We start from the raw sequence: 19,837 nt of genomic DNA, 5'->3' as shown, positions 1-19,837 counted from the left end.
CCCGTCGTTGACGCCGGTGCGGAACGCCGCGGGCACGGTGGTCAGCATCGCCTCCGTCACGGCTGCGGGCAGCCGGACCCAGACATGGGCCACGGTGGAGACGACGTCGGTCACCGGGTCGAGCCGCCGGAGTCTCGTCTCCGCCCGAACTGTTCCGTCGCGGTGGAGGACCTATGAAAGCCCTAGTGCTGTCCGCGGGCGTGCGCCCCGCCGGATACTCGATACCCCGGCAGATCGTTCCCATCGCGAACAAGCCGGTGCTCGAGTACGTGGTCGAGAACCTCAGGGACGTCGGGATCACCGAGATCGGCATCGTCGTCGGCGACAGCGGCCAGGAGATCTCCGAGCTGTTCGGCGACGGCTCGTACCTGGGCGTGTCGATCACCTACATCAAGCAGGACCTGCCGCTGGGCGTCGCGCACTGCGTGCGGATCGCGCGGCCGTTCCTCGGCGACGACGACTTCGTGCTGTACCTGGGCGACAACGTGCTGGCCGACGGCATCGGGCAGGTCGCCGACGAGTTCGCGCGCCTGCGGCCGACCGCGCAGGTGCTCGTGGACAAGGTGGAGGACCCGCGCCTGTACGGCGTCGCCGAGGTGGACGAGAACTCGCGCGTGACGCGGCTGATCGAGCACCCGCAGGAGCCCCGCACCGACCTCGCGCTGATCGGCGTCTACTTCTTCACGCCCGCCATCCACGCCGCAGTCGACGCGATCGAGCCGTCGTGGCGCGGCGAGTTCGAGATCACCGACGCGCTGCAGTGGCTCGTCTCGAACGAGCGGGACGTGCGGGCGCGGATCTACTCGGGGTTCTGGAAGGACACCGCGAGGGTCGAGGACGTGCTGGAGTGCAACCGCGAGCTGCTGATGGGGCTGCGGACCGACATCCAGGGCATCGTCGACGACGAGTCGCGGCTCATCGGTGACGTCGTGGTCGAGGAGGGCGCGCGCGTCGTGCGGTCGTGCATCGTCGGGCCCGCGATCATCGGCGCCGGCACCCTGGTCGAGGAGTCGATCATCGGCCCGTACACGTCGATCGGCGCGGACTGCCGGATCACCGAGTCCGGGGTGGCCGACTCGATCGTGCTGAACGAGGCGTCCGTGCACAACGTGTCCGGCATCGAGACGTCGCTGATCGGCCGCCGGGCCCGCGTCGGGTCGGCGCGCCAGCACCGGTTGGTCGTCGGGGACGGCGCGCACGTCGACGTGGCCGCTTAGCCGCGCATCCAGTCCCGAAGGCGGTCGCACTCCTCGGCGACCGCCTTCTGCCTGCTCCCGGGCAGGGTGTCGAGGTAGTCGACGGTGATGGTGCGGTCCTTGGTGACTGCCCAGGTCGCCACGACGTAGCCGTCGACGAGGACGGTGGGCTTGCCGCCGACGACGACGCCGAGCCGGTCGTCCGCGATGACCCTCCTGCGGTTGGTGTGGGCGAGCAGGACGTTGTCGAACTCGGGCAGCAGCCGCACGGGCAGCTCCGTGCCCGCGTCGGGGCGCGGGGCGTCCGGGAGGTCGAACAGCTCCTTGCCCGCCTCGTTCCGGAACGTCACGAGCCGGGGGCGCAGGGCGTGGAAGGTCCCGGCCAGCTTCGTGAGACCGGACCACTGCTGGGCGTCCATCACCGTGGCCGGGCCGAAGGCGCCCAGGTAGCGCAGGACGATCTCCTCCGCGGTGATGGCCCGCTGCGGCCGGCCGAGCCAGTTCTCGACCGTCGTGCAGACCGCTCGGCCGGAGCGGTCCCACAGGCCGCGCGGCGGTAGCTGGACGAGCGCGAGCTTGTTGCGCAGGGCGTTGCCGAGGACGGTGTGCTCGCGGTCGGGCCAGCGCTCCCGCAGCTGCCGCCCGGCGTCCGCGGTGCCCTGCGGCACCTCGTCGAGGATCTTGCGGCCCGCCTCGGCCACCTCGTCCAGGTCGAGGTCGCGCAGCCGGCTCGCGAACGGGCCGCTCCGCAGTTCGCGGTCGAGCTTGAGCTGGGTGTGGGGACGCAGGCCGAGCGCGTCCCGGGCGCCGACCAGGTGGATCGTGCCGCGCATCAGGAGCATGCGGACGGCTTCGCGGCCGGTCAGCAGGTCTTCGAGCTCCTGCGGCCGGAAGGCCTCCAGACGCGTCCAGAGACCGATGTAGGGCGATTTCGGTTCCTGGGCCTGGACGCCGACGAGGTGCTCGATCGCGGCGAGCGCGCTCAGGCCGGCGCGCTCGCGCAGCAGCTGGCGTTCGATCAGCGCTCTGTTGAGCTGGTCCTGGCTCAGCGTCCCCATCGGGGCAGCCTAGAACCTGATGAACGCGAACCCGGTGCCGTCCGGGCGTTCGCCGTCGTGCACCACGAGCAGGTTGAGCTCGCCGAGGACGATGTCGGCGCCGTCGGAGTGCTCCACGTCCTTGACGCGGAAGTCCCGGAGCGGCTTCATGTCGGCCTTGCGGTAGGCCACGAACCGCGAGTCGCCCTGGCTGGACGCGAGCAGCACGTCGTCCGCGATCGTCAGGCCCTCGGCGTCGGCTTCGAGCCACCGGCCGCCGAAACCGGGGTTCGGGCCGTCCGCCTCGCACTCCTCGGTCTCGGGGTTGTACCTCTGCGGCGCACCCCACGTGCGGACCTTGTCGACGAGCTGGGGCTTGCCGAAGCCGTTGGCGCGCAACGGGATGCGCCAGATGCCGACATCCTCCTGTGCCGCGTACAAGGTGTTCGTGCGCTCGTCGATCACCATGCCCTCGACCTGCGGTCCCTCACCGGGTTCACCGCACACGGTCCACTGCTTGCCGTCGGGCAGGGTGAAGGTGCTCGGCAGGTCCAGAGTGGACACCTTCTTCGTGTCGTACCGAGCACCTTTGACGATCTGCAGCAGTGCGATGGTCGTCTCGTTGCGGCGGCTCGTGACGACGACGTCCTTGCCGTCGACCTTCCCGGCGGCGAGGCCGTAGGCGGTGTGCTGGTCGTCGACCTCCTCCTCGGTCTCGCTGAACACCGGCTTCGCGGCGGGGTTCGTGACGTCGCGCACGCCGCGTTCGTCCACTTGGAACACCCGGACGCGGTCGCGGCCGCGGTCGCTGACGAACGCGAGGTCGCCGAGCACGTCGACGTTGTTGAACCGGCCGGGCTTCGCGCCCGGAGCGGGCGGTGGTGGCGCGGGGTGCACCGCGATCGTGCGGCCGTTCAGGTCGAACGCCGCCAGGCCGCCCTCCTTGAGCGTGCCCAGGACCACGCTGCGGCTGGCGTTGCGCGGGTTCACCCAGATGGCCGGGTCGTCCGCGTCGGCCGGCTCCTCGAACGACTGCGTGACCACCGTCGGGGTGATGACGGGCGTCGCGGGCGCGGTGAGGAACAAAGGGAGGAGCGCGAGTGCTGTGGAAGGTGACATGGTGGGACCGTAGGAAACACCGGTGTACTGCGACTGAACCGCGGGGGAACGAGCCGTGTGGTACGAGCTGGGAGTGACGATCTTCGGGCAGAAGATCGCGTACACGGAGCTGTTCGGGCAGGTCCTGGCGCTCGCGGTGGTGTTCCTCGCGCAGCGCCGCTCGTTGCTGACGTGGCCGGTGCAACTGGTCTCGGTGGCGCTGCTGTTCACGGTCTACCTGTCGTCGCACCTCGGCGGGCTCGCGACCCGGCAGGTCGTCGTGGGGCTGATCGCCCTCTACGGCTGGTACGCGTGGGTGAAGCGGCGTGACCCGGTGTTCGGCGTGGTGGTCCGCAAGGGCTCCTGGCTCGAACGCGGTGCGGTGGCGGGCGCGTTCGTCGCCGGCACGGTCGCGTTCGCGCTGGTCCTCGACTGGCTGGACGCCTCGTGGGCGCCGTGGCCGGACGCCGCGATCTTCGTCGGCACCGTGCTGGCGTTCGCGCTGCAGGGCCTCGGGCTGGTCGAGTTCTGGCTGGTGTGGCTGGTGGTCGACGCCGTCGGCGTGCCGCTGCAGATCCAGTCGGGCCTGTACTTCAGCGCGTTCGTCTACCTGATCTTCGCGGGCCTGGTGGTCCACGGGTTCGTCGACTGGAACCGCACCGCCCGCCGGTTGACACGGGCGGCACAGTCTCCTCTATGAGGGGACTTGTCGCATTCCTGGCTGCCGCTTCGTTCCTGCTCCCGCTGCCCGCCACGGCCGCCGGACCTCCGCGCACCGGTTTCGAGAAGACCGGGAACTGGACGACCGAGGCCGAGGAACAGGCCTACCTGCGGGCCCTGGACCTCCCGGTCTCGCAGATCGGCGTCACCGCGCAGGGGCGTCCGATCCAGCTCGTGCGCGTCGGCACCGAGTCGGCGCGCACCGTGGTGCTCTTCCTCTGCTCCCAGCACGGCGACGAACCCGCCGGCCGCGAGGCGTGCCTGGTCCGCATGCGCTCCCTGCCGCGCACGTCGCAGGTCACGTACCTGTTCGTGCCCAACGCCAACCCGGACGGCCGGGTGGCCGACACCCGCGGCAACTCGGCCGGCATCGACGTCAACCGCGACCACCTGCTGCTGCGCACCGCCGAGGCCCGCGCGATGGCGGCGGTGATCCGCGACTGGAAACCCGACGTGATCCACGACCTGCACGAGTTCGGGCCCTCCGCGCCGTACTACGTGAAGGACGTGCTGTGGCTGTGGCCGCGCAACCTGAACGTGGCCGACGGCGTGCACGACCTGTCCGAGACGCTGTCGCGGTCGTACGTGCGCCCGTCCGTCGAGGCCGCCGGGCGCACTTCCGGCGTCTACGGCATCCACGTCGACCCGGTGACCGGTGAGCCCGTCCGGCAGGTGGCGGGCGACGGCCAGGAACGCATCCTGCGCAACACGGGCGGTCTGAAGCACGGCATGGGTCTGCTCGTCGAGACGAACGTGCTGGGGACGCCCCAGTACCGCGTCGAGTCGCATCTGAAGGCCCTGGACGGCACGCAGGCGTTCGTGCGGGACAACCGGGCGGGAATCGAGTCCGCGAACGCCGCGTCGCGCGCTGAGCGCTCTGGGCCGGTCTACTTCGGCGGCGCGGACAACCAGGCGCCGGACCCCGCGGACGTCGTCGCCGCGCCGTGCGGGTACGTGCTGACCGCGGCGCAGGTCGTCGAGGTGCAGGACGAGCTGGCGTTGCACGGGATCACGTCGCAGTACCTGCGCGGCGGTGACCGGATCGTGCCGCTGGAGCAGGAGGCTCGTGCGGTGATCCCGCTGCTGCTGGACGCGCGGGCCGACGAACCGCTGGTCGCCGCGCGGCCCGGCGCGCGGTGCTAGTGCCCGGATCCGGCTTCCCAGGGTGGGTGTGACACACCCTCCCCGGGCGGCCGGAGCCTCTCTACCGTGGTTTTCAGCGCCTGCTGGAGATCACGACGGGAGAGGGAGCGCGATGAGGTACAAGACGTTGGGGAACACCGGGTTGATCGTCTCGCAGCTGTGCCTGGGGACCATGACCTTCGGTGGCGCCGGCGGTGTGTACGAGCACATCGGCAACGTCGACCAGGCGGGCGCCAACGAACTCGTCAAGGCCGCGCTGGACGGCGGGATCAACTTCTTCGACACCGCCGACGTCTACTCCGCCGGGCAGAGCGAGGAGACGCTCGGCCGGGCGTTCCGCGAGCTCGGGGTCCCGCGCACCGAGTACGTGCTCGCGACGAAGGTCTACAGCCGGACCGGCCCCGGCCGCAACGACGTCGGTGCGTCGCGGGGCCACGTCCTGGACGCCGTCGAGGCCAGCCTGCGCCGGCTGGGGACCGACCACATCGACCTCTACCAGGTCCACGCGACCGACGCGGTGACGCCGCTGGAGGAGACGCTGCGCACCCTGGACGACCTCGTCCGGCAGGGCAAGGTCCGCTACGTCGGCGTGTCCAACTGGCAGGCCTGGCGGATCGCGAAGGCGCTGGGGATCGGTGAGCGCCTGGGCCTCGCCCCGCTGAACACCGTGCAGGCCTACTACTCCGTCGCCGGCCGCGACGCCGAACGCGAGATCCTCCCGCTGCTGCGCGAGGAGGGACTGGGCATGCTCGTGTGGAGCCCCCTGGCCGGCGGTCTGCTGTCGGGGAAGTTCAGCCGCGACAACCAGTCCCCCGAGGGCGCGCGGCGTTCGGAGTTCGACTTCCCGGTGGTCGACCGGGACCGCGTGTGGGCCGTGCTGGACGTGCTGCGGCCGATCGCCGAGGCCCACGGCTGCAGCCCGGCGCGGATCGCGCTCGCCTGGCTCCTCGCCCGTTCCGAGGTGACGTCGGTGCTCGTCGGCGCCCGGCGCCTGGCCCAGCTCGAGGACAACCTCGCCGCCGCCGACGTCGAGCTCGGCGAGGACGAGATCAGCCGGCTGGACGAGGTCAGCGAGCTGCCGCCCGAGTACCCGGGCTGGATGCTCGGCACCCAGGGCGCGGACCGCTGGGGAGTGACCGATCTCTGGAAGGACCGGATGCCGGCGGTGTCCTGATCCGTGGCGGACGGTGACCTCGGCGCGTTCCTGCGTTCCCGCCGCGGCGCGCTCACCCCTGAGGACGCTGGGCTCGCGGTGTCGGGTCCGCGCAGGGTGCCGGGACTCCGGCGAGCCGAGGCCGCCTCGCTCGCCGGTGTCAGCAACGACTACTACACGCGTCTCGAACAGGGCCGCGAACGCCGCCCCTCGCCGCACGTGCTGGCTTCCCTCGCGCGGGTCTTCGGGCTCGACGAGGACCAGCGCGGCCACCTGTTCCGCCTCGCGGGACAACCGGCTCCGACCCCGCGGCCGGCCGGTGCGGAGGTCGCGGAGGACCTGAGGGAGCTGATGCGGGCGTGGCCGGACAACCCCGCCATGGTGCTCAGCCCGGCGCTGGACGTCCTTGCCCGCAACCGGATGGCCGCCGCCCTGTTCTCCGGTTTCCCCGCCGCGCAGAACCTGGCGCGCGTGGTCTTCCTGGAGCCGGACGCCGAGAAGTTCTACGTCGACTGGGACGAGGTGGCCCGGCTCGCCGTCGGGAGCCTGCGGCTCGCGCAGGGCAGCGACCCGGCGGACGCGGGGCTCACCGCCCTGCTGGCCGACCTGGCCGCCGACGAGCGCTTCGCCCGGCTGTGGAGGACGCAGTTCGCCGCGGGCAAGACCCGTGCGCCGAAACGGTTCCTGCACCCCGACGTCGGGCCCATCACCCTCGTGTACCAGGCGTTCGACGTCCGCGGCGGCGCAGGGCAGCAGCTGCTGGTGTACCGCGCCGACGACGACAACGCCGCGGCGCTGCGGCGGCTCGGAGAACTCTCGCCCTGAACGGCGCAGGGGCCACCCCGCCGGTGCGGAGTGGCCCCTCAGCCGTGCGGAGGGCTACGCCAGGCCCGCGTCCGACGTGGACGGGCCGGCCGCCTGCACGTCGTTGATGCGGTACTTGGCGGCCGCCTCGACGACCTTCGACTGCTCGACCTCGCCGCGCTTGGCCAGTGCGGCCAGGGTGGCGACGACGACCGACTCCGCGTCGACCAGGAAGTGGCGGCGGGCGGCCGGGCGGGTGTCGGAGAAGCCGAAGCCGTCCGTGCCCAGGGTCGTCATGTCGGTCGGGACGTACGGGCGGATCAGGTCCGGGATCGCCGACGCCCAGTCGGACACGGCGACCACGGGGCCGGCGACGTCCTTGAGCACCTGCGTCACGTACGGCACGCGCGGCTCGGCGTCCGGGTGCAGCAGGTTGTGGCGGTCGGTCTCCACGGCGTCGCGGCGCAGCTCCGAGTACGACGTGGCGGACCACACGTCCGCGGAGACGCCCCACTCGTCGGCCAGCATCTGCTGGGCCTTGAGCGCCCACGGCAGGCCGACGCCCGAGCCGAGGAGCTGGGCGCGCGGGCCGTCGGCCGCGGGGCCCTCCTGGTACCGGTAGAGGCCCCGCAGCAGGCCCTCCACGTCCAGGTTCTCCGGCTCGGCGGGCTGCACGTACGGCTCGTTGTAGACCGTCATGTAGTAGAAGACGTTCTCGGCGTTCTCGCCGTACATCCTGCGCAGACCGTCCTTGACGATGTGCGCCACCTCGAACGACCACGCCGGGTCGTAGGCCACCACGGCCGGGTTCGTGTGCGCCAGCAGCAGCGAGTGGCCGTCGGCGTGCTGCAGGCCCTCACCGGTCAGCGTGGTGCGGCCCGCGGTGGCACCCAGCACGAAGCCGCGTGCCATCTGGTCCGCCGCCGCCCACAGGCCGTCGCCCGTGCGCTGGAAGCCGAACATCGAGTAGAAGATGTAGATCGGGATCATCGGCTCGCCCTGCGTGGCGTAGGACGTGCCGACCGCCGTGAACGACGCCGTGGAACCCGCCTCGTTGATGCCCTCGTGCAGGATCTGGCCCTGCTCGGACTCCTTGTAGGCGAGCATCAGGTTGGCGTCCACCGACGTGTACGCCTGGCCGTTCGGGTTGTAGATCTTCTGCGTCGGGAACATGGAGTCCATGCCGAACGTTCGTGCCTCGTCCGGGATGATCGGGACGATGCGCGGGCCGATCTCCGGGTCCTTCGCGAGGTCGCGGACGAGCCGGACGAACGCCATCGTGGTGGCGACCTCCTGCTTGCCCGAACCACGGCGCACGCCCTCGTAGACCTTGTCGCCCGGCAGCACCAGCGCCTTCGACTTGGTGCGGCGCTCCGGCAGGAACCCGCCGAGCTGGCGGCGGCGCTCCTGCATGTACTGGATCTCCGCCGAGTCCTGCCCGGGGTGGTAGTACGGCGGCAGGTACGGGTCGGCCTCGAGCTGCGCGTCCGAGATCGGGATGCGCAGGCTGTCGCGGAAGCCCTTGAGGTCGTCCAGGGTCATCTTCTTCATCTGGTGCGTCGCGTTGCGGGCCGCGAAGTGCGGGCCGAGCGAGTAGCCCTTGATGGTCTTGGCGAGGATGACGGTGGGCTGGCCGACGGTCTCGGTCGCCGCCTTGTAGGCCGCGTAGACCTTGCGGTAGTCGTGGCCGCCGCGCTTGAGGTTCCACACCTCGTCGTCGCTCATCGCGTCCACGAGGGCCTTCGTGCGCGGGTCACGGCCGAAGAAGTGCTCCTTGACGTACGCGCCGTCGTTGGCCTTGTACGTCTGGTAGTCGCCGTCGGGCGTGTTGTTCATCAGGTTGACGAGCGCACCGTCGCGGTCGGCGTGCAGCAGCGCGTCCCACTCGCGGCCCCAGACGACCTTGATGACGTTCCAGCCGGCGCCGCGGAAGAACGACTCCAGCTCCTGGATGATCTTGCCGTTGCCGCGCACCGGGCCGTCGAGGCGCTGCAGGTTGCAGTTGACGACGAACGTGAGGTTGTCGAGCTGCTCGTTCGCGGCGAGCTGCAGCAGGCCGCGCGACTCCGGCTCGTCCATCTCGCCGTCGCCGAGGAACGCCCACACGTGCTGGTCGGACGTGTCCTTGAAGCCGCGGTCGCGCAGGTAGCGGTTGAACCGCGCCTGGTAGATCGCGTTCATCGGGCCGATGCCCATCGAGACCGTGGGGAACTCCCAGAAGTCCGGCATCAGGCGCGGGTGCGGGTACGACGGCAGGCCGCCGCCCGGACCGGCGTGCGAGTACTCCTGGCGGAAGCCGTCGAGCTGGTGCTCCGACAGCCGGCCCTCGAGGAACGCGCGGGCGTAGACACCGGGCGAGGCGTGACCCTGGATGAAGATCTGGTCGCCGCCGCCGGGGTGGTTCTTGCCGCGGAAGAAGTGGTTGAAGCCGACTTCGTAGAGCGACGCGCTGGACGCGTACGTCGAGATGTGGCCACCGACACCCACACCGGGCCGCTGCGCGCGGTGCACCGTCATCGCGGCGTTCCAGCGGATCCACGCACGGTAACGACGCTCCACCTCCTCGTCACCGGGGAACCACGGCTCCCGCTCGGTGGGGATGGTGTTGACGTAGTCGGTGCTGGTCAGCGAGGGCATGCCGACGTGGTTCTCGCCCGCGCGCTCCAGCAGACGCAGCATCAGGTACCGCGCCCGCTGCTGACCGCCACCCTTGAGCACCTCGTCGAACGACTCGAGCCATTCCGACGTCTCTTCGGGGTCGATGTCGGGCAGGTGGGCTGCCAGACCGTCGCGAATGACACGTACCCGCTCGGGGCCGGTGTTCTGCGGGCTCAAGGTGTCTCCTCGGCTTCGTTGGCGGTACTCGCGTGGCCCGGAAACCGTGCCACGCGCTCCTATCGTTGTCCTTGCGGCGCGACTTCGTCATCGCTACCGATCGGTAGTTCTGGATCGTGTCGCTCACGCGCGCGCGATAAGAGGTATGTAGAGCGTGCCTCATGCCAGTGTAGGTCCCTCCACAGGGGGGCCTGTTACGGCGTGTCACGTGGTCAACAGTTGCGCCGGGGGTAGCCGACAGTGTTCGCTAGCCCGAGGTAGTCGACTTGGCGGCAGTCTTCAAGGCTGTCGCTCTTGCGTAGTTGGAGGAGTGAAAACCGTGGTCGCCGCGGAAGACGCCGGCAAGATCGGCGTCGCCGAGAAGCTCGGGATCGAATCGGGCATGGTCGTCCAGGAGATCGGCTGGGACGAGGATGTCGACGACAACCTCCGTGCCGCCGTCGAAGAACAGATCGGGGGCGACCTCCTCGACGAGGACGCCGACGAGACGGTGAGCGTCGTGCTGCTCTGGTGGCGAGAGGACGACGGCGACCTGGTCGACGCTCTGCTCGAGGCCACCGGGGTGCTCGCCGAGGACGGCGTGATCTGGGTTCTCACCCCGAAGACCGGCCGCCCCGGCCACGTCGAGCCCTCGGACATCGCCGAGGCGGTGCCGACCGCCGGCCTCTCCCAGACCTCGAACATCAGCGTGGCCGACGACTGGGCGGGTACCCGCCTGGTGTGGCCGAAGTCCGCCAAGGCCAAGCGCTGATCATCCGGCCTTGCCCCACGGGTGCACGTGCGGCCCGTGGGTCAACGCCGGCGACGGGAGGGATGTCGTGGCGGTCGACGTCGGGGCGCAGGCCCCGGACTTCACGCTCAAGGACCAGAACAAGCAGCCGGTGACGCTGTCGTCGTTCCGCGGCGCCTCGGCCGTGCTGCTGGTGTTCTACCCGTTCGCCTTCTCCGGCATCTGCCGCGGCGAGCTGTGCCAGCTGCGCGACGAGCTCGCCGTCTACGAGGACGCCTCCGTGCAGGTGCTGGGTGTGTCCGTGGACACGCCCTACGCGCTGAAGGCGTGGGCCGAGCAGGAGGGGTACCGGTTCCCGCTGCTGTCGGACTTCTGGCCGCACGGCGCCGTCGCCACCTCGTACGGGGTGTTCAACTCCACGTCGGGCATGGCGGTGCGGGGGACGTTCCTGGTCGACCAGGCCGGGGTGGTGCGGTTCGCCGAGGTGAACTCGCCCGGTGAGGCTCGGGACCAGAGCGGGTGGAAGCAGGCCGTGGCCGCGCTTCGGGCATGATGTAGCTTCCCGCGCTCGTTCGCGCGGGGTTGGGGCGTGTAGCTCAGCGGAAGAGCACTCGGTTTACACCCGAGCGGTCGCAGGTTCGATCCCTGTCGCGCCCACCAGCGAAAACGGCGCCTCCGGGAGCGCCGGAGGCACCGGTGACATCAGCGATCGACGTCAGTTGCGGGCAGGGGCCCGGTACCGCTGGTACTGGTCGATCATCCGCTCGACCTGACCGTGCGTGAACACCCGCGCGTAGAACCCGTACGACATGAAGTTCCACAGCGGGTCCTCGCCGGGCACGCCGGGGCAGCTGTCGGGGGCCGGGTCGGCGAACGATGGGGCGCTGTCCTGGAGGTGCTGGGGCGTGTCCTCGACGGCGTCGTCTCCGTCACAGCCGCCCTCGAAGGTGTGGTTGAGGCCCAGCCAGTGCCCGGCCTCGTGCACGATCGTGGCCGCCGTCGGGTTGACGGGGTTCTCCGCGAAGCTGGCCGGGTTGAGCCAGATCATGTCCTTCTGGGGGTCTTGCACCGCCCACTCCGGCGCGAAGGCGGAGGAGGTCCCCCGGGTGCCGGGGCCCGTGGGGCTGATCACGTTCAACGTGTTCAGGCCGCCCTTGCGCACCTTCGCGAGCAGGGACCTGCCCTCGATGTCGTCGGGCCTGTACCTGGTGTCGTTGTACCAGTTCGCGTCCTCGGTCCAGTCGACGTCCTCCAGGACGAAGCGGAACGGAGCGGGCGCGGACGTGCCGTCCCGCGGCCCCCAGTCGCTGCCCCAGGTGCCGGGAGGCGGGGGACGGAACCCCTGCGCGAAACCCTCGTTGAGCCGTTGGACGACGCGTTCGACGTCCGCCCGCTGCCAGTGGCCCTCGCCCGCGTTGGTCACCAGGTGGAAGTACACCGGGATCACGATCTCCGCCACGGCGGGCGCGGCGTTCGCGGCGGGTGGTGCCGCGGAACCCGGTGCGGCGAACGCGGTCACGAGGGCGGCGCCGAGCACGCCGGCGAGCCACCTCTGTCGATTGGTCATGAACGATGAACCTGGCGAGCCGTTCGTGAGGCGTGGGTGTGGTCGGGGTGTTCGGGCAACCCGTGCTGCCCTTTCGCCTCTGGAACCGGGTTCGCGCGCGTCCGCTGGAACGAGCCGGTGCGGTCACGTACTTTGGACCGCTGCCGGGCCCGCCACCGCCGGAGGACGACCACCTGTGAGACGCAAGGCCAAGGCCGTGAAGCCCGTCACCACCGCCGTCACCGGCGAGCACATCCGGCTGCTCGCCCTCGTCGAGCAGGGCGGCGTGCACCGCGGGGCCACGAGCTGGTACCTCGAGCACCGGCCGGCCGGGCGGGGGGACGCCGAGGGGCTGGAGGTCCTGCACGAGCGCCACTGGATCACGTGGGAGAAGCCCGAACGGGCCGCCGAGCACGGGATGGCGGCGCCGGTCGACATCACGCCGCGGGGCCGGGCGGCGTTGCAGCACCACGTGCCGGAGTGGGTGCTGGGGCGCAAGGCCATCGCCGCTGCGCCGCCGGGGTTGCCCCCGGCTGGGACGATCAGGGTTCTCGACTCCTTCCCCTGACCCGCGGGGCGGCTACTTCCGGGAGGCCACGTGGCGGACCTGCTGATCGGCGACGGGTTGCGGGCGCGCGACCACCACCGGCTCGAGGACGCGGCGCGGGCGGCCGGGCCGCTGCACGCGGCTCGCCGGCCCGACGGGGTGCTGGTGCAGGTCGTCACGGTCGGGCTGGAGCTCACCCGCAGGCTGCTCGCGGACCGGCGGCTCTCCAAGGACAGCGCCGCGTTGCAGCGCGAGATGAGGCGCCAGTTCGCCGCGGCGGGCCGTGAGCAGACCGACGTCGACGGGCTGTTCGGGCCGAGCATGCTCAACAGCGACAACCCGCGGCACGCCCGGTTGCGCGCGCTCGCGGTGAAGGCGTTCACCAACCGGGCGGTGCAGCGGCTCGCGCCCCGCGTCGAGCAGATCACCGCGGACCTGGTCCGCGACCTGCCCGAGGGCGCGGCCGACCTCGTCCCCGCGCTGGCAGTGCCGGTGCCGTTGCACGTCATCGGCGAGGTGCTGGGAGTGCCGGAGGACGACCGGGCGCGGGTCCGCTCCCTGATCGAGACGATGTTGTTGATGGACCCGGTGGTGTCGCAGCCGGCCAGCGACGCGTTGGGCGGCTACTTCCACGAGTTGCTCACGGGCGACGTCCTCGACGAGGGCTCGCTCTTCGGCGCGTTGGCCCGGGCCGACGACAACGGCGACAAGCTGACGCACGACGAACTGATCGCGATGGCGTTCCTCCTCGTCGTCGCGGGCCACGAGACGACGGCGGGCCTCATCGCGAACGTCGTGCACGACGCGTTGGACAACGGGCTGTGGGAGCGGGCCGCGGCGGAACCGGACCTGGTGCCGGCACTCGTCGAGGAGACGTTGCGGCACAACTCGCCGGTCCGCCACGCGACGCACCGCATCACCACCGAACCCGTCGAGATCGACGGCGTCGTGGTCCCCGCGGGCACGCTCCTGCTGATCAACCTCGGGTCCGCGGGGCGCTGTCCCCGTGCGCACGCGGACGCGGCGGACTACCGGCTCGGCCGGGAGGGCGGCGGGCACGCGACGTTCGGGCACGGCCCGCACTTCTGCCTCGGGTCGGCGCTCGCCCGGCTGGAGACCGAGACCGTGGTGCGGCACCTCGTGCGCGAGTTCCCGCGCACCACGCGCACGGGCGGCGAGCAGCCGCCGGTGACGCACAACGACATCATGGTCAGCCTGAAATCGCTCCCGGTCGTGCTCCGCCGCTGACGGGCCGGACGACCCCGCTCCGGAGGTCCACATGAGACGGACGGCTCGGACGGGTCAGGGTCGGCGGCCCTGCGCCGCATCCGCACCGCCGCCGTGTGGAGCAGCGGTGCGGGTTCTCGCTCGCATGGTGGGACACCGGGGAGCCGCCGTGCCGTCGGGCGGGGGATTAGGGGATCAGCCCCAATGCGTCTGACCAGGGCTATCCCGAGGTCCACATGAGACGTAACTTCTGTTCATGTCGGTGCGCACGTTCGCGGTCGTGGTCGGTCTCGCGTTCCTCCTCGGGGGAGCCGCGATCCTCTTCGTGATGCTGGCCGTCGAGGCTCCGAGCGGGGCGCTGATCCCGTGCGGCAACAGCTTCGGCCTCGGCTTCGACGAACCCGCGGCGTCCGCGGTGAGCCCCGCCTACGTGGACATCTGCGCCGACCTGCGGCACCGGCGGCTGCTCTGGGGGCTGCCGGTCAGCGGGCTCGGCGTGCTGCTGCTGATCGGGTCGCTCGTAGGGTCGCGCGACACTACTCGCCGGTAAGGTCGCGGTATGACGTGGATGGTCTACGGCGCCAACGGCTACACCGGCCGCCTGATCGCGGAGCTCGCGGTCGCGCGGGGGGAACGGCCCGTGCTGGCGGGCCGTTCACGCGAGAAGGTCGAGCCGATCGCCACCGCGCTGGGGCTGGAGCACCGCGCGTTCGGCCTCGGGGACGCGGCGGCGAACCTGGCAGACGTCGACGTCGTCGTGCACTGCGCGGGACCGTTCTCGCGCACGGCCGGCGCGATGGTCGACGCGTGCCTCGCGAGCCGCACGCACTACCTCGACATCACCGGTGAGATCGACGTCTTCGAGTCGTTGAACCTGCGGCACCTCGACGCGCGCAAGGCGGGCATCGTGGTGTTGCCCGGCGCCGGGTTCGACGTCGTCCCCACGGACTGCGTGGCCGCGCTGCTCAAGGACGCCCTGCCGAGCGCCACGCACCTCGACCTCGCGTTCGTCGTCGGGGGAGGGGCGAGCGCGGGCACCACCAAGACCTCCGTCGAGGCCGCCGCTGCCGGCGGGCGGATCCGGGTGAACGGCGAGCTGAGGAGCGTCCGCATCGGGCACCGGCGGCGCACCGCCCGGTTCCGGTCGGGGCCGCGCGAGGTCGGCAGCATCCCGTGGGGCGACGTGAGCACCGCCTACCACTCGACCGGCATCCCGAACATCACGACGTTCACGGCCGTGCCCGGTGTGCTCGGGAGCCTGCAGCGGATCTTCTCGCCCGTGCTGCGGGCCCCGCTGGTGCAGAACGCGGCCAAGTCCGTCGCCGGGAAGGTGAAGGGGCCCGACGAGCGCAAGCGCGCGAACACGCGCTCGGAGGTGTTCGGCGAGGCGTGGGACGCGCGGACCAGGGTCCAGTGCGCGATCACCACGCCCAACGCCTACAGCCTCACCGCGGACGCCGTGGTCCGCGCGATCCGCGGGATCGACGGCGTCGCGCCGGGTTTCCACACGCCGTCGAGCGCGTTCGGCGCGCACTTCGTGCGCACGCTCGACGGCGTTGTCGCGGAAGACGTCCGCTACAGCTGACGCCCGCTACTTCTTGAGGTGCTTCGCGACGCTGTCGACGACTCCGCCGACCGCGTCCTTCACCTTCTCCACCCCGTCCTTCACGGCGGCCTTCGCCTGGTCCGCGCGACCCTCGTCGGCGAGCCGCTCGTTGCCGGTCGCCTCGCCCGCGGCCTCCTTGGCCTTGCCGCCGAGCTCTTCCGCCTTGTTGCCGAACTTGTCCGACAGCGACATCGCGTCCTCCTCGTGCCGAGTTCGTTGACGTCTGTCCGACACCCCTGACCAGGGCACCGTCACGCCACTGACGGGTGAATTCCGGGTGAGCGTGCTCACGAGGGGGAAATGGTGGAACCGCGTGACGTTCCGCGAACGAACGTGTCCATCGGACGACGGAGAAATGGGCGGGGGTGTGCGCATGGGCGTGGCCGAGGCAGCCGCACTCGACGATGCCACGCTGGTGGCTAGGTCCCGTGACGGCGACACGCGTGCTTACGAGCAGCTGGTCCGCCGTTACCAGGGGCCGATGTACCGGCTGGCGCTGCGCATCGTGGGCAGCAGCGGGGACGCCGAGGACGCGGTGCAGGACGTCTTCCTGACCGCGTGGCGGCGTCTCGGGCAGTTGCAGGAGGACGGCGCGTTCGTCGGCTGGCTCTACCGCACCACCACCAACCAATGTCTGAACGTGCTGCGCAAGCGCAAACCGCACGCCGACACCGAGCTCGACGAGCACGAGTCGGCGGCACCGCGCACCCGGCCCGACCGCGCGGTGGAGGTGAACGCGCAGCTCGACGCGCTGCAAGCCGCACTGCGCGACCTCACGCCGGAACAGCGGGCGTGCTGGGTGCTGCGCGAGGTCCACGGCCGGTCCTACGACGAGATCGCGGAGACGATCGGCACGACCCAGCAGGCGGTGCGCGGCAGGCTCGCGCGGGCACGGGCACAACTCGCGGAGGTGATGGCGCCGTGGCGGTGACGTCCGACTACGACCTGCCGTGCGGGCGGGACGTCGAACAGGTCTGGGAGGTGATCGACCTCTCCGACGAGCACACGCGGTCGTGCCCGCACTGCGCCGCGGTGCGGGAAAGCCTGCTGGTGCTGCGCGCGGCGACCGACGAGATGGCTCGCGAAGAGCTCGAACCGCCGTCCGACCTCGTCAGCCGCGTCATGTCCGCCGTGCGGGCCGACGTGCGGCGGACGGACGTGCTGCCGCTGCCCGGCGACGGCCTCGCCCGGATCAGCACGCGGGCGGTCGCGGCGGTGCTGCGGTACGCGGCGGACGGCGTGGAAGGGGTGCGGGCGCGCTCTTGCCGGGTCGTCGAGGCGCCGGAGTCGACGGTGCCGGATCCGGTGATCGAGGTGGAGCTCGGCATCGCGATCACCACGCGGGTCACGCCCGAGGCCTTCGAGGAGGTGCGCCGGCGGGTGCTGGCCGCGGCCTCCGCCCGGATCGGCGTGCGGCTCGCCCGCCTGGACCTCGTCGTGTCCGACGTTCTCGAGGGGTGAGCGAGTGATCGAGACAGTCGTGTCCGCGCCGGCCGTGGCGGCGGTTGCGCTGCACGCGGCCGAGCGAGTCGCGGGCGTGCGCGTGCAGCCCGGCATGGCGGGGCTGGTGAGTTCGGTGGTGCGCACGGCGCGGCAGCAGATCAAGGGACTGCAGCCCGCGCCCGTCGAGGGCGTGCGGGTGCGCTGGTCGGGAGCGGCGGCGTTGCTGGAGGTGGACGTGGTGATCTCGGGACTGGACCAGGCCGCGGCCGTGGCCCGCGCCGTGCAGCGGTCGGTGCGCGCGGTTGTGCCGGAACTGACCGGCATCGAGGTGGAGTCGGTCCTCGTCACCGTGGTGGACGTCGCATGGTGATCGTGGCGGAGTTGCTGAAGGCGCTCGAGAAGGTGGACGGGCTGCGGCCGTCCGCGCCGGAACCCGCCCGCTCGTGGATCCCCTGGGACGTCGACGCGGTCGCGGTGGACGTGGAGGACGACCTGGTGTGCGTGCGCGTCGTCGCCACCAGGCTGCCGCTGCGGTGCGACGAGGCGGGGGATGTGCTGCGTGCCGTTCTCGTTGGCACGCAATGGGAAACGGCGGTGCTCCGGATCGTCGTGACCGATGTGGACAAACGTGCGCTCGATCACCTGAAAGAGTCGTGACGTTTCCGCCGGGAGCCGTGTCTTACAGACGTTGACACTTCGAGGGAAGGGGTTGCGATGACCACGCAGGCGCTCGAGAAGAAGAACACCGTGGTGGACGCGAAGCTGGTGACCGACAAGGGATCCACCACCATCGCGGACGTCGTCGTGCAGAAGGTCGCGGGCCTCGCCGCGCGGGAGATCCGCGGCGTGCACGCGCTGGGTGGCGGAGCGACCCGCGCGCTGAGCGCGCTGCGCGACCGCATCCCCGGTGCCACCGCGAGCGCGGGCCAGGGCGTGTCGGTGGAGGTCGGCGAGAAGCAGGCCGCCGTCGACCTGGAGCTCGTCGTCGAGTACGGCGTGCCGATCGCCGACCTCGCGAAGTCGGTGCGCGGCAACGTGATCACCGCGATCGAGCAGATCACCGGCCTCGAGGTCGTCGAGGTCAACATCAACGTCAACGACGTGCACATCCCGAGCGACTCCGAGGGCGACGAGCCCGAGACCACCCGCGTGCAGTGAGGGAGAACGCCATGAGCACCACCGCACTGGGCCTCGTGACCGGGCTCGCGCTCGGTCTGGCCGCGGCTTTCGGGGGCTTCAGCGCGTTCCTGCTCGTGCTCGTCTTCGGTGCGATCGGCCTCGTGGCCGGCCGGGTGGCCGAGGGCAAGCTCGACCTCGCGCAGCTGCTCGGCAGGGACCGGGACTGACCATGACCGCGACTCTTGCCGTCGTGCAACCAGGTCTGACCACGGTCGCGGACCGCGCGGTGAGCCGCATCGCCGGCCACGCCGCGCAGGAGGTGCCGGACGTTCTCGGCGCCGAGGTCACCGCGCGGGTGACCGGGGGTGTCGCTTCGCTGGACGCGAAGCTCGACCTCCGGTACCCGGCGCCGGTGGCGACCACCGCGGCACGGGTGCGCGAGCACCTCGTCGAGCGCGTCGGGGCGCTCACGGGGCTGCGCGTGTCCGTGGTGGACGTGTCGGTCGGCGCGCTGCGCGTGGAGTCGGAGCCGTCGAGGAGGGTGTTGTGACGCGCCGATCTCGCCGGGCGCTGACCGCCACCGCGGTCGCGCTGGTCCTGCTGGCCGTCCTGGCCGTGGTCGCGGTGTCGGCGGTCCAGCTCGCCCTCGGCGAGACACCGCTGCTGTCCTACCAGGCGGTGGTGGACCGGCTGCACGGCACGACGTGGTCGGCGCGCGAGGTGGTCGTGGCGGGCGGGGTCGTCGCGGCGCTCGGGCTGCTGCTGTTCCTGGCCGCGGTCGTGCCCGGCCGCGCCAGGACCGCCGCGCTCGACGAGCGCACGGCCGTGTCGCTGCGCGGACTGCGCAACGCGCTGAAGCTCGCCGCCTGCGTCGACGGCGTCGAGTCGGCGGCGGTGAAGGTGCGCCGCAAGAGGGTTCGCGCCGTGGTGCGCACGCGCCGGTCGGTCGCGGACGGGCTCGGCGACGCCGTCCGCACCGCCGTCGAGAACCGAGTCGGTGAGTTCGCACTCGCCCGGCCGCCGCAGGTCGTGGTGAGGGTCAAGGAGCTGAGGAGCACACCGTGAACCGCTTCCTGCTCGGCCTGCTGGGCCTGGTGCTGCTGATCGCGGGCGGCGCGGCGGTCGCCATCGGCCTCGGGTACGTGCCGCAGGTCGACCGCAGCGCCCCGCTGGTGCCCGGAACGGAGATGCCGCCGTCGTGGGTGCTGTGGGTCGTCGCGGCCGTTGCGACCGTGCTCGCGCTGCTGTGCCTGCGGTGGCTCTTCGCCCAGGTGCCGAGGCGCAGGACGACGACCTGGCGCTGGGCGGACGAGGCCGGCGCGACCCGCCTGAGCTCCTCGACGGCCGCCGTGCCGTTCACGCAGGAGGTCACCGGCTACCCCGGTGTCCGCAAGGTCGAGGCGGAGCTGACCGGACCGCGCACCGCGCCGAACCTGGCCCTCGTCGTCCGCGCCCACGGCGACGCCGATCTGCGGGGGATCCGCCGCCGCATCGACGACGAGGGTCTGCCACGCCTGCGGGAGGCGCTGGAGGCGCCGGACCTCCGCGCCACCGTGGAGTTCCGGGTGGCCGCGTCGAAGGCCGACGCGCGAGTCCACTGACCCCGAGGTGGGGAGAAACGAAGGCCCAGGTC

The 19,837-nt window shown here is 71.4% G+C and carries 25 protein-coding genes and 1 tRNA gene; 21 read left to right on the top strand and 5 right to left on the bottom strand.

What is annotated here, in order from left to right:
* Positions 1 to 173 precede the first annotated feature (173 nt).
* On the top strand, positions 174 to 1,217 hold the full coding sequence (locus tag ACFWGZ_RS26855; RefSeq protein WP_382454345.1) for a glucose-1-phosphate thymidylyltransferase: 1,044 nt from the start codon (positions 174 to 176) through the stop codon (positions 1,215 to 1,217).
* Here the strand turns inward: ACFWGZ_RS26855 and ACFWGZ_RS26850 are convergent.
* Complete coding sequence (locus ACFWGZ_RS26850) at positions 1,214 to 2,254, bottom strand: winged helix DNA-binding domain-containing protein (RefSeq protein ID WP_382454344.1); 1,041 nt, start codon at positions 2,252 to 2,254, stop codon at positions 1,214 to 1,216. The genes ACFWGZ_RS26855 and ACFWGZ_RS26850 overlap by 4 nt on opposite strands.
* A 9-nt stretch (positions 2,255 to 2,263) precedes the next feature.
* A complete protein-coding gene (locus ACFWGZ_RS26845; RefSeq protein ID WP_382454343.1) occupies positions 2,264 to 3,352 on the bottom strand; it encodes a phytase in 1,089 nt (362 codons plus the stop codon).
* A gap of 55 nt (positions 3,353 to 3,407) precedes the next feature.
* Here ACFWGZ_RS26845 and pnuC point away from each other — a divergent pair, with 55 nt between their 5' ends.
* From pnuC to ACFWGZ_RS26825, 4 genes are all read left to right on the top strand, one after another.
* Positions 3,408 to 4,031, top strand: a complete 624-nt coding sequence (pnuC, locus tag ACFWGZ_RS26840) for a nicotinamide riboside transporter PnuC (protein WP_382454342.1) — start codon at positions 3,408 to 3,410, stop codon at positions 4,029 to 4,031.
* A complete protein-coding gene (locus ACFWGZ_RS26835; RefSeq protein WP_382454341.1) occupies positions 4,028 to 5,194 on the top strand; it encodes a M14 family zinc carboxypeptidase in 1,167 nt (388 codons plus the stop codon). The genes pnuC and ACFWGZ_RS26835 overlap by 4 nt, the downstream gene beginning before the upstream one ends.
* A gap of 112 nt (positions 5,195 to 5,306) precedes the next feature.
* Positions 5,307 to 6,368, top strand: coding sequence for an aldo/keto reductase (locus tag ACFWGZ_RS26830; RefSeq protein ID WP_382454340.1), 1,062 nt, complete (start codon positions 5,307 to 5,309; stop codon positions 6,366 to 6,368).
* 3 nt (positions 6,369 to 6,371) lie between these two features.
* Entirely contained in the window at positions 6,372 to 7,172 is an 801-nt protein-coding gene (locus ACFWGZ_RS26825) for a helix-turn-helix transcriptional regulator (protein WP_382454339.1), read from the top strand.
* Positions 7,173 to 7,226: 54 nt separating this feature from the next.
* Here ACFWGZ_RS26825 and aceE read toward each other — a convergent pair whose 3' ends face one another.
* Positions 7,227 to 9,986: a pyruvate dehydrogenase (acetyl-transferring), homodimeric type gene (aceE, locus tag ACFWGZ_RS26820; protein ID WP_382454338.1), complete on the bottom strand. Its 2,760-nt coding sequence runs from the start codon at positions 9,984 to 9,986 to the stop codon at positions 7,227 to 7,229.
* Positions 9,987 to 10,305: 319 nt separating this feature from the next.
* Between aceE and ACFWGZ_RS26815 the strand changes: the two genes are divergently transcribed.
* The 3 genes from ACFWGZ_RS26815 to ACFWGZ_RS26805 all read left to right on the top strand — a co-directional run bounded on the left by ACFWGZ_RS26815 (position 10,306) and on the right by ACFWGZ_RS26805 (position 11,376).
* Positions 10,306 to 10,737: a DUF3052 domain-containing protein gene (locus ACFWGZ_RS26815; RefSeq protein WP_382454337.1), complete on the top strand. Its 432-nt coding sequence runs from the start codon at positions 10,306 to 10,308 to the stop codon at positions 10,735 to 10,737.
* A 67-nt stretch (positions 10,738 to 10,804) separates the two neighbouring features.
* Positions 10,805 to 11,269: a peroxiredoxin gene (locus ACFWGZ_RS26810; RefSeq protein WP_382454336.1), complete on the top strand. Its 465-nt coding sequence runs from the start codon at positions 10,805 to 10,807 to the stop codon at positions 11,267 to 11,269.
* A gap of 32 nt (positions 11,270 to 11,301) precedes the next feature.
* Positions 11,302 to 11,376, top strand: a tRNA-Val gene (locus ACFWGZ_RS26805).
* Between the two features lie 55 nt (positions 11,377 to 11,431).
* Here the strand turns inward: ACFWGZ_RS26805 and ACFWGZ_RS26800 are convergent.
* Positions 11,432 to 12,283, bottom strand: a complete 852-nt coding sequence (locus ACFWGZ_RS26800) for a M43 family zinc metalloprotease (RefSeq protein WP_382454335.1) — start codon at positions 12,281 to 12,283, stop codon at positions 11,432 to 11,434.
* A 175-nt stretch (positions 12,284 to 12,458) separates the two neighbouring features.
* On the opposite strand from ACFWGZ_RS26800, the gene ACFWGZ_RS26795 reads away from it, so the two are divergent.
* The 4 genes from ACFWGZ_RS26795 to ACFWGZ_RS26780 all read left to right on the top strand — a co-directional run bounded on the left by ACFWGZ_RS26795 (position 12,459) and on the right by ACFWGZ_RS26780 (position 15,621).
* Positions 12,459 to 12,830 carry a hypothetical protein gene (locus ACFWGZ_RS26795; protein WP_382454334.1) on the top strand — a complete coding sequence of 124 codons (372 nt, stop codon included), beginning with the start codon at positions 12,459 to 12,461 and terminating at the stop codon, positions 12,828 to 12,830.
* Positions 12,831 to 12,860: 30 nt separating this feature from the next.
* On the top strand, positions 12,861 to 14,057 hold the full coding sequence (locus ACFWGZ_RS26790) for a cytochrome P450 (protein ID WP_382454333.1): 1,197 nt from the start codon (positions 12,861 to 12,863) through the stop codon (positions 14,055 to 14,057).
* Between the two features lie 235 nt (positions 14,058 to 14,292).
* Positions 14,293 to 14,586 (top strand): hypothetical protein, encoded by a 294-nt coding sequence (locus ACFWGZ_RS26785; protein WP_382454332.1) that lies wholly within the window; start codon positions 14,293 to 14,295, stop codon positions 14,584 to 14,586.
* Between the two features lie 9 nt (positions 14,587 to 14,595).
* Entirely contained in the window at positions 14,596 to 15,621 is a 1,026-nt protein-coding gene (locus tag ACFWGZ_RS26780; RefSeq protein WP_382454331.1) for a saccharopine dehydrogenase family protein, read from the top strand.
* 6 nt (positions 15,622 to 15,627) lie between these two features.
* Here the strand turns inward: ACFWGZ_RS26780 and ACFWGZ_RS26775 are convergent, their stop codons facing one another.
* Complete coding sequence (locus ACFWGZ_RS26775) at positions 15,628 to 15,834, bottom strand: CsbD family protein (RefSeq protein WP_382454330.1); 207 nt, start codon at positions 15,832 to 15,834, stop codon at positions 15,628 to 15,630.
* A 181-nt stretch (positions 15,835 to 16,015) separates the two neighbouring features.
* Here ACFWGZ_RS26775 and ACFWGZ_RS26770 point away from each other — a divergent pair, with 181 nt between their 5' ends.
* The 9 genes from ACFWGZ_RS26770 to ACFWGZ_RS26730 are packed head-to-tail and all read left to right on the top strand — an operon-like array spanning position 16,016 to position 19,805.
* A complete protein-coding gene (locus ACFWGZ_RS26770; RefSeq protein ID WP_382454346.1) occupies positions 16,016 to 16,573 on the top strand; it encodes an RNA polymerase sigma factor in 558 nt (185 codons plus the stop codon).
* Complete coding sequence (locus ACFWGZ_RS26765) at positions 16,564 to 17,103, top strand: Asp23/Gls24 family envelope stress response protein (RefSeq protein ID WP_382454329.1); 540 nt, start codon at positions 16,564 to 16,566, stop codon at positions 17,101 to 17,103. Before ACFWGZ_RS26770 ends, ACFWGZ_RS26765 begins: the two co-directional genes overlap by 10 nt.
* Positions 17,104 to 17,107: 4 nt before the next feature.
* On the top strand, positions 17,108 to 17,455 hold the full coding sequence (locus tag ACFWGZ_RS26760; protein WP_382454328.1) for an Asp23/Gls24 family envelope stress response protein: 348 nt from the start codon (positions 17,108 to 17,110) through the stop codon (positions 17,453 to 17,455).
* Complete coding sequence (locus tag ACFWGZ_RS26755; RefSeq protein WP_382454327.1) at positions 17,449 to 17,742, top strand: hypothetical protein; 294 nt, start codon at positions 17,449 to 17,451, stop codon at positions 17,740 to 17,742. Before ACFWGZ_RS26760 ends, ACFWGZ_RS26755 begins: the two co-directional genes overlap by 7 nt.
* 57 nt (positions 17,743 to 17,799) lie before the next feature.
* Positions 17,800 to 18,243 carry an Asp23/Gls24 family envelope stress response protein gene (locus ACFWGZ_RS26750; protein WP_382454326.1) on the top strand — a complete coding sequence of 148 codons (444 nt, stop codon included), beginning with the start codon at positions 17,800 to 17,802 and terminating at the stop codon, positions 18,241 to 18,243.
* Positions 18,244 to 18,254: 11 nt separating this feature from the next.
* A complete protein-coding gene (locus tag ACFWGZ_RS26745) occupies positions 18,255 to 18,431 on the top strand; it encodes a hypothetical protein (protein WP_382454325.1) in 177 nt (58 codons plus the stop codon).
* A 2-nt stretch (positions 18,432 to 18,433) separates the two neighbouring features.
* The gene (locus ACFWGZ_RS26740) at positions 18,434 to 18,754 is read left to right on the top strand and encodes an Asp23/Gls24 family envelope stress response protein (RefSeq protein WP_382454324.1); all 321 of its coding nucleotides are present in this window, start codon (positions 18,434 to 18,436) and stop codon (positions 18,752 to 18,754) included.
* The gene (locus ACFWGZ_RS26735; protein ID WP_382454323.1) at positions 18,751 to 19,269 is read left to right on the top strand and encodes a DUF6286 domain-containing protein; all 519 of its coding nucleotides are present in this window, start codon (positions 18,751 to 18,753) and stop codon (positions 19,267 to 19,269) included. Before ACFWGZ_RS26740 ends, ACFWGZ_RS26735 begins: the two co-directional genes overlap by 4 nt.
* Entirely contained in the window at positions 19,266 to 19,805 is a 540-nt protein-coding gene (locus ACFWGZ_RS26730) for an alkaline shock response membrane anchor protein AmaP (RefSeq protein ID WP_382454322.1), read from the top strand. Before ACFWGZ_RS26735 ends, ACFWGZ_RS26730 begins: the two co-directional genes overlap by 4 nt.
* The last annotated feature ends 32 nt before the right edge of the window (positions 19,806 to 19,837 follow it).

Source organism: Lentzea sp. NPDC060358, assembly GCF_042725365.1.
Lineage (GTDB): Bacteria > Actinomycetota > Actinomycetes > Mycobacteriales > Pseudonocardiaceae > Lentzea.
This window is presented reverse-complemented; position numbering and strand designations above follow the sequence as displayed.

Excerpts from the sequence above, each read along its gene's own strand:
- ACFWGZ_RS26780 (WP_382454331.1), top strand. The coding sequence starts at position 14,596 with ATGACGTGGATGGTCTACGGCGCCAACGGCTACACCGGCCGCCTGATC.
- ACFWGZ_RS26770 (WP_382454346.1), top strand. The coding sequence starts at position 16,016 with ATGGGCGTGGCCGAGGCAGCCGCACTCGACGATGCCACGCTGGTGGCT.
- ACFWGZ_RS26740 (WP_382454324.1), top strand. The coding sequence starts at position 18,434 with ATGACCGCGACTCTTGCCGTCGTGCAACCAGGTCTGACCACGGTCGCG.
- ACFWGZ_RS26775 (WP_382454330.1), bottom strand. The coding sequence starts at position 15,834 with ATGTCGCTGTCGGACAAGTTCGGCAACAAGGCGGAAGAGCTCGGCGGC.
- ACFWGZ_RS26800 (WP_382454335.1), bottom strand. The coding sequence starts at position 12,283 with ATGACCAATCGACAGAGGTGGCTCGCCGGCGTGCTCGGCGCCGCCCTC.
- ACFWGZ_RS26755 (WP_382454327.1), top strand. The coding sequence starts at position 17,449 with ATGGTGATCGTGGCGGAGTTGCTGAAGGCGCTCGAGAAGGTGGACGGG.
- ACFWGZ_RS26750 (WP_382454326.1), top strand. The coding sequence starts at position 17,800 with ATGACCACGCAGGCGCTCGAGAAGAAGAACACCGTGGTGGACGCGAAG.
- ACFWGZ_RS26785 (WP_382454332.1), top strand. The coding sequence starts at position 14,293 with ATGTCGGTGCGCACGTTCGCGGTCGTGGTCGGTCTCGCGTTCCTCCTC.
- ACFWGZ_RS26745 (WP_382454325.1), top strand. The coding sequence starts at position 18,255 with ATGAGCACCACCGCACTGGGCCTCGTGACCGGGCTCGCGCTCGGTCTG.
- ACFWGZ_RS26855 (WP_382454345.1), top strand. The coding sequence starts at position 174 with ATGAAAGCCCTAGTGCTGTCCGCGGGCGTGCGCCCCGCCGGATACTCG.
- ACFWGZ_RS26835 (WP_382454341.1), top strand. The coding sequence starts at position 4,028 with ATGAGGGGACTTGTCGCATTCCTGGCTGCCGCTTCGTTCCTGCTCCCG.
- ACFWGZ_RS26850 (WP_382454344.1), bottom strand. The coding sequence starts at position 2,254 with ATGGGGACGCTGAGCCAGGACCAGCTCAACAGAGCGCTGATCGAACGC.
- ACFWGZ_RS26845 (WP_382454343.1), bottom strand. The coding sequence starts at position 3,352 with ATGTCACCTTCCACAGCACTCGCGCTCCTCCCTTTGTTCCTCACCGCG.
- ACFWGZ_RS26830 (WP_382454340.1), top strand. The coding sequence starts at position 5,307 with ATGAGGTACAAGACGTTGGGGAACACCGGGTTGATCGTCTCGCAGCTG.